The organism is Coralloluteibacterium stylophorae (assembly GCF_018122625.2).
Classification (GTDB): Bacteria; Pseudomonadota; Gammaproteobacteria; order Xanthomonadales; family Xanthomonadaceae; genus Coralloluteibacterium; species Coralloluteibacterium stylophorae.
The window spans coordinates 1-6,128 of record NZ_JAGQFT020000022.1; the positions used below are offsets into that span (position 1 = coordinate 1).

Genomic DNA, 6,128 nt, shown 5'->3' on the forward strand with positions numbered 1-6,128 from the left:
GCAGTTGCGGCCGCATCCCGCCGGCACAGTTCGCCGCCAACCACCGAACCCAAACCGCCACATCCGCAGTACCCTTCAACCCCGGACTCTCCCAGTAACTGGTGGTACGGCTGCTGGGGGCAGGTCACGGCGATGGAGCTATGCCTTCCTGTTGGCGGACGGCCCGTTCGCCATGCAAAATGAAACTGAACCATTAAGCGAATGAGCGTTGGAGAAGATCGGCCGTAACGATGATGCCGGGCGCCGGGGATCGCTGGTTCCGCTTCAAGTGGAAATGAACCTGCTTCTCTCGCTGCTGGTGAATCAGTCAAGGCGCCTGCTTGTTTTCTGCTTTTTCGTTCATCTGAACAAGTTCCCGGTAAGAGTAACTTGATGGCCCGCCCGAGCTACCTTCGCTCTGATGCGCGCGGCTGTGGCGGCGGCGCGTGTGGTGTTGGCGTTGCCTGTTGTGTTTTCCGGATGAAAGCGCACCTGCTCCGGCGAGGATGCAGCCGCCAATGAACATTATTCCGGCCAGCATGAGGTGGTTGCTCTTCCTGTGCATGAGCCCGACGTTATGTACCTCCCGCACTTCAAGCGGAAGGAATTCCCGAAGCACTTCAGGCTGCGGAGCTGGGACACGTACTGTGGTCGGCATCGCAGCGAAAACAATGATGGCCCACGCGGCGCCGATCATCATGAGTAGTATCCCTAGGTTACGCACTCTCTAGCCCCCAAATATCTGAAAACAAATCTGCTGCAGATCCGCGCAGATCTAGTCCCCCGCACGACAGCCGAACGGAAGCCCTCCCACAGGGCCGTCCGGTAGCGCAGGGTTTCCTTGGTGGCATGGCTGGCGGCGTCGGCGTGTTCGGCGAAACGGAACAGCTCGTCGGTGGTGGTGACGATGTTCTCGATCTCCGAGCTGGCCTGCGCCTCGAGGATCGGGATGGTGTTGATGAGCACCGCCGGGTTCGGCAGATGGCCGGTGGCCTGACGCAGCGAGGCCAGCGCCGTATGGGCAGCGATGCAGGCTTTCAGCAGGTCACGGGTTTCCAGCTCGACCGGGGGCGGCAGCGGTGGCAGGTCGTTGAAGGGCAGCCGGGGATCCATTCGGGCGCTCATGTCGATGGCGTCGACATGATGGGGACCTCATGTCGAAAAGAGAAACAAATTTCGACATGAGGTGCGGAGGAGAGAGCGAACTTCCTCACGAAGGCATCTTCTGACTCTGGGAGATTCAGTCTTGGCCTCCGCCCTTGAGTGAAGGACCGAAAGCCCCGCCTGAGCGGGGCTTTTCGTCTCACACGGTCAGCGGATTCACCTTCTCCGGATCGATCCTGTACTCCTTGATCGCCCGCGCCACGTCCTTGCCGTTCATCTTGCCCTCCGCGGCGAGCGCGGCGATGGCGGCATGGGCGATGTAGTAGCGGTCGACCTCGAAGAACCGGCGCAGGTTGGCGCGGGTGTCGGAGCGGCCGAAGCCGTCGGTGCCGAGCACCGTGTACTTCATCGGCACGAAGGCGCGAATCTGGTCGGCGTAGGCGCGCACGTAGTCGGTCGCGGCGATGGCCGGGCCCTGGCGGCCTTCGAGGAGTTCCGTGACGTAGGCCTTCTTCGGCTCGGCCTCGGGGTGGAAGCGGTTGTGGCGCTCCACGTCGAAGCCGTCACGGCGCAGTTCCGTGAAGCTCGGGCAGCTCCAGATGTCGGCGGTCACGCCGAAGTCCTTGTCCAGGAGTTCCGCCGCGGCGATGGCCTCGCGCAGGATGGTGCCGGAGCCCAGCAGCTGCACGCGCAGCTCGTTCTTCTTCGGCTTGCCGGCGTCCTTCAGCAGGTACATGCCCTTGATGACGCCCTCGGCCGCACCCTCCGGCAGCGCCGGGTGGGTGTAGTTCTCGTTCATCAGGGTCAGGTACCAGTACTCGTCCTGCTGTTCCTCGAGCATGCGCTGCATGCCGTGCTGGAGCAGCACGGCGACCTCACCGGCGAAGGTCGGGTCGTAGGCGCGGCAGTTGGGGATGGCGCCGGCCAGCAGGTGCGAGTGGCCGTCCTCGTGCTGCAGGCCCTCGCCGTTGAGCGTGGTGCGGCCGGCGGTGGCGCCCAGCAGGAAGCCGCGCGCGCGCATGTCCGCCGCCTGCCAGGCGGCGTCGCCGACGCGCTGGAAGCCGAACATCGAGTAGTAGATGTAGAACGGCAGCATCTGCAGGTTGTTGGTGCTGTAGCTGGTGGCCGAGGCCATCCAGCTGGCGAACGCGCCGGCCTCGGTGATGCCTTCCTCCAGCACCTGGCCGGCCGCGTCCTCGCGGTAGAACATGAGCTGGTCGCGATCGACCGGCTTGTACTTCTGGCCGGCGGTGGCGTAGATGCCGAGCTGGCGGAACAGGCCCTCCATGCCGAAGGTGCGCGCCTCGTCGGCGACGATCGGCACCACGCGCGGGCCGACCTGCTTGTCGCGCAGGGTGATGTTGAGCGCCTGCACGAAGGCCATGGTGGTGGAGATCTCGCGCTCGCCGGAGGCCTGCAGCAGGCGGTCGAACTTGTCGAGCGTCGGCGCCTTCAGGCTCTCGTCGGCCTTGCGGCGGCGCTGCGGCAGGAAGCCGCCGAGCGCGGCGCGGCGCGCCTTGAGGTATTCCACTTCCTCGGACTTCTCGCCCGGGTGGTAGAACGGCACCTCGCTGAGCTTGTCCACGTCCACCGGAATGTTGAAGCGGTCGCGGAAGGCGCGCACGGCCTCCTCGTCGAGCTTCTTGGTCTGGTGGGTCGGGTTGAGCGCCTCGCCGGCCTTGCCCATGCCGTAGCCCTTCACCGTCTTGGCGAGGATCACGGTCGGCTGGCCCTTGTGGTTGGAGGCCGCGTGATAGGCCGCGTAGACCTTGTGCGGGTCGTGGCCGCCGCGGTTGAGGCGCCAGATGTCCTCATCCGACAGGTTGGCGACGAGCTGCCTGGTCTCCGGGTACTTCCCGAAGAAGTGCTCGCGCGTGTAGGCGCCGCCGAAGGCCTTGCAGTTCTGGTACTCGCCGTCGACGGTTTCCATCATCAGCTTGCGCAGCTGGCCGGAGGTGTCGCGGGCCAGGAGCGGATCCCAGTAGCTGCCCCAGACGACCTTGATGGCGTTCCAGCCGGCGCCGCGGAACTGGCCTTCCAGCTCCTGGATGATCTTGCCGTTGCCGCGCACCGGGCCGTCCAGGCGCTGCAGGTTGCAGTTGATGACGAAGACCAGGTTGTCCAGGCCCTCGCGGCCGGCCGCGGCGATCGCGCCCAGGCTCTCGGGCTCGTCGCACTCGCCGTCGCCCATGAAGCACCACACCTTGCGGTCGCTCTTGGGCATGAGGCCGCGGGCCTCCAGGTACTTCCAGTTGCGCGCCTGGTAGATGGCGGCGATGGGCCCCAGGCCCATGGAGACGGTCGGCGTCTGCCAGTAGTCCGGCATCAGCCAGGGGTGCGGGTAGGAGCTGATGCCCTTGCCGTCGACTTCCATGCGGAAGTGGTTGAGCTGGTCCTCGCTGATGCGGCCTTCGAGGAAGGAGCGCGCGTAGATGCCCGGGCTGGAGTGGCCCTGGATGTAGAGCAGGTCGCCCGGGTGGTCGGCCGAGGGTGCGCGCCAGAAGTGGTTGAAGCCGACGTCGTAGAGCGTGGCCGCCGAGGCGAAGGAGGCGATATGCCCGCCCAGGTCGCCCGGCTTGCGGTTGGCGCGCACGACCATGGCCAGCGCGTTCCAGCGGATGATCGAGCGGATGCGCCACTCGATGGCCGCGTCACCCGGGCTCTTGGCCTCCAGGTGCGGGGCGATGGTGTTGACGTACTCGGTCGTCGGCTGGAACGGCAGGAACGCCCCCGCCCGCCGCGTGACCTCGACCATGCCCTCGAGCAGCTGGTGCGCGCGCTCGGCGCCGTCGTTCTGGATGACGGCCGAGAGCGAGTCGATCCATTCGCGGGTTTCGGTGGGGTCGCGGTCGTCGGCGAGGATGTCGTTGAGCCAGTTCATGCGTGTTCTCCGAACGCCACCCGGATCCGGCGCGGGCGTTGTTGCAGTGATGGGGAGATCGGCCGGTTCCCGGCCCGACCGCCGAGTTTATCGCAGCGTGGCAGGCCACTGTGGCCCTACGCCGGCGTAGGGGTGGGTTGCTCCAGCGGGGACGGCGGGAACGCAGCGTTGTGCGTGATTACGCGGCGCGTTGCCTCTAGCCCCCTCTCCCGCGCAGCGGGGGAGGGTTGGGGTGGGGGCCGCGGCGCAGCCGCGGAGCTTCTGCTCGTCCGGCACGCCAGGTGCGCTTCGCGCCTCACCCCCATCCCAACCTTCCCCCGCAGGCGGGGGAAGGGGCCAGGAGCGTGGCGCGTGTTGCGCCCCCCTCTCCCGCGGATCGGGGAGGGCGGGGAGGCGCGTTGCCTTTCAGCTCCCTCTCCCGCGCAGCGGGGGAGGGTTGGGGTGGGGGCCGCGGCGCAGCCGCGGGCTTCTCGCTGTTGGGGACGCAGGTGCGCTCCGCGCCTCACCCCCATCCCAACCTTCCCCCGCAGGCGGGGGAAGGGGCCAGGAGCGCGGCGCATGTTGTGGCCCCCTCTCCCGCGGATCGGGGAGGGCGGGGAGGCGCGTTGCCTTTCAGCTCCCTCTCTCGCGAAGCGGGGGAGGGCTGGGGTGGGGGCCGCGGCGCAGCCGCGGGCTTCTCGCTGTTGGGGACGCAGGTGCGCTCCGCGCCTCACCCCCATCCCAACCTTCCCCCGCAGGCGGGGGAAGGGGCCAGGAGCGGGATGGCGGTCTCGTCAGGGCGCGTGGCCGACGGTGCGGAGGATGTGCTCGAGCACGGCATCGGTGCGGAGCAGGGCGTCGTCGTTCCAGAAGCGCAGCACGTGGAATCCGTGCTGGCGGAGCCAGGCGTCGCGGCGCGCATCGGCAGGGGAGTCGAGGTGTTGGCCGCCGTCGAGTTCGACGACGAGCCGCGATTCGATGCAGGCGAAGTCGACGATGTAGGGCCCGAGTGGATGCTGGCGGCGGAAGCGGTGGCCGGCGAGCTGGTTGGCACGCAGGCGCGACCACAGGCGGCGCTCGGCGTCGGTCATGTTCCGCCGCAGCGTCCGTGCGCGTGGCGTCAGGTGGGGGTGCCGCATGGGGACGCGTCCGTGCATCCGGGTGGAGCGTGCGTTTCTGGCCGATTTGGGCGGCTTGTGCAAGCGGCGGGGGCCGCGGCGAAGCCGCGGGCTTCTCGCTGTTGAGGACGCAGGTGCGCTCCGCGCCTCACCCCCATCCCAACCTTCCCCCGCAGGCGGGGGAAGGGGCGAAAAGCATTGCGCGTCGGCTCTGACCCCCTCTCCCGCGAAGCGGGGGAGGGTTGGGGTGGGGGCGCGGCGAAGCCGCGGGCTTCTCGCTGTCGGGGACGCCCGGTGCGCTCCGCGCCTCACCCCCATCCCAGCCTTCCCCCGCAGGCGGGGGAAGGAGCGAAAAGCATTGCGCGTCGGCTCTAACCCCCTCTCCCGCGTAGCGGGGGAGGGTTGGGGTGGGGGCGCGGCGGCAGCCGCGGGCTTCTCGCTGTTGGGGACGCCAGGTGCGCTTCGCGCCTCACCCCCATCCCAGCCTTCCCCCGCAGGCGGGGGAAGGGGCGAAAAGCATTGCGCGTCGGCTCTAACCCCCTCTCCCGCGTAGCGGGGGAGGGGTTGGGGTGGGGGCGCGGCGCAGCCGCGGAGCTTTTGCTCGTCCGGGGTGGCCAGGTGCGCTCCGCGCCTTACCCCCATCCCAGCCTTCCCCCGCAGGCGGGGGAAGGGGCGAAAAGCGTGGCGCGTCGGCTCTAACCCCCTCTCCCGCGTAGCGGGGGAGGGTTGGGGTGGGGCCGCGGCGCAGCCGCGGAGCTTCTGCTCGTCCGCGGTGGACGGTGCGCTCCGCGCCTCACCCCCATCCCAACCTTCCCCCGCAGGCGGGGGAAGGGGCGAAAAGCATTGCGCGTCGGCTCTAACCCCCTCTCCCGCGAAGCGGGGGAGGGTTGGGGTGGGGGCGCGGCGCAGCCGCGGAGCTTTTGCTCGTCCGGGGACGCCCGGTGCGCTCCGCGCCTCACCCCCATCCCAACCTTCCCCCGCAGGCGGGGGAAGGGGCGAAAAGCGTGGCGCGTCGGCTCTGACCCCCTCTCCCGCGCAGCGGGGGAGGGTTGGGGTGGGGGCGCGGC

At 68.7% G+C, this 6,128-nt stretch carries 3 protein-coding genes and 1 pseudogene; all 4 read right to left on the bottom strand.

Going from position 1 to position 6,128, the window contains the following annotated elements; genetic code table 11:
- Positions 1-307: 307 nt before the first annotated feature.
- Positions 308-679: a hypothetical protein gene (locus tag KB893_RS18060; protein WP_211926887.1), complete on the bottom strand. Its 372-nt coding sequence runs from the start codon at positions 677-679 to the stop codon at positions 308-310.
- 53 nt (positions 680-732) lie between these two features.
- Positions 733-1,092, bottom strand: a pseudogene (locus KB893_RS18065) (Fic/DOC family N-terminal domain-containing protein); the annotation flags it as partial.
- Positions 1,093-1,282: 190 nt separating this feature from the next.
- Positions 1,283-3,964 carry a pyruvate dehydrogenase (acetyl-transferring), homodimeric type gene (aceE, locus tag KB893_RS18070; protein ID WP_211926889.1) on the bottom strand — a complete coding sequence of 894 codons (2,682 nt, stop codon included), beginning with the start codon at positions 3,962-3,964 and terminating at the stop codon, positions 1,283-1,285.
- 773 nt (positions 3,965-4,737) lie between these two features.
- Positions 4,738-5,082 (bottom strand): endonuclease domain-containing protein, encoded by a 345-nt coding sequence (locus KB893_RS18075; RefSeq protein ID WP_211926890.1) that lies wholly within the window; start codon positions 5,080-5,082, stop codon positions 4,738-4,740.
- Positions 5,083-6,128 lie beyond the last annotated feature (1,046 nt).

Excerpts from the sequence above, each read along its gene's own strand:
- KB893_RS18060 (WP_211926887.1), bottom strand. The coding sequence starts at position 679 with ATGATGATCGGCGCCGCGTGGGCCATCATTGTTTTCGCTGCGATGCCG.
- aceE (WP_211926889.1), bottom strand. The coding sequence starts at position 3,964 with ATGAACTGGCTCAACGACATCCTCGCCGACGACCGCGACCCCACCGAA.
- KB893_RS18075 (WP_211926890.1), bottom strand. The coding sequence starts at position 5,082 with ATGCGGCACCCCCACCTGACGCCACGCGCACGGACGCTGCGGCGGAAC.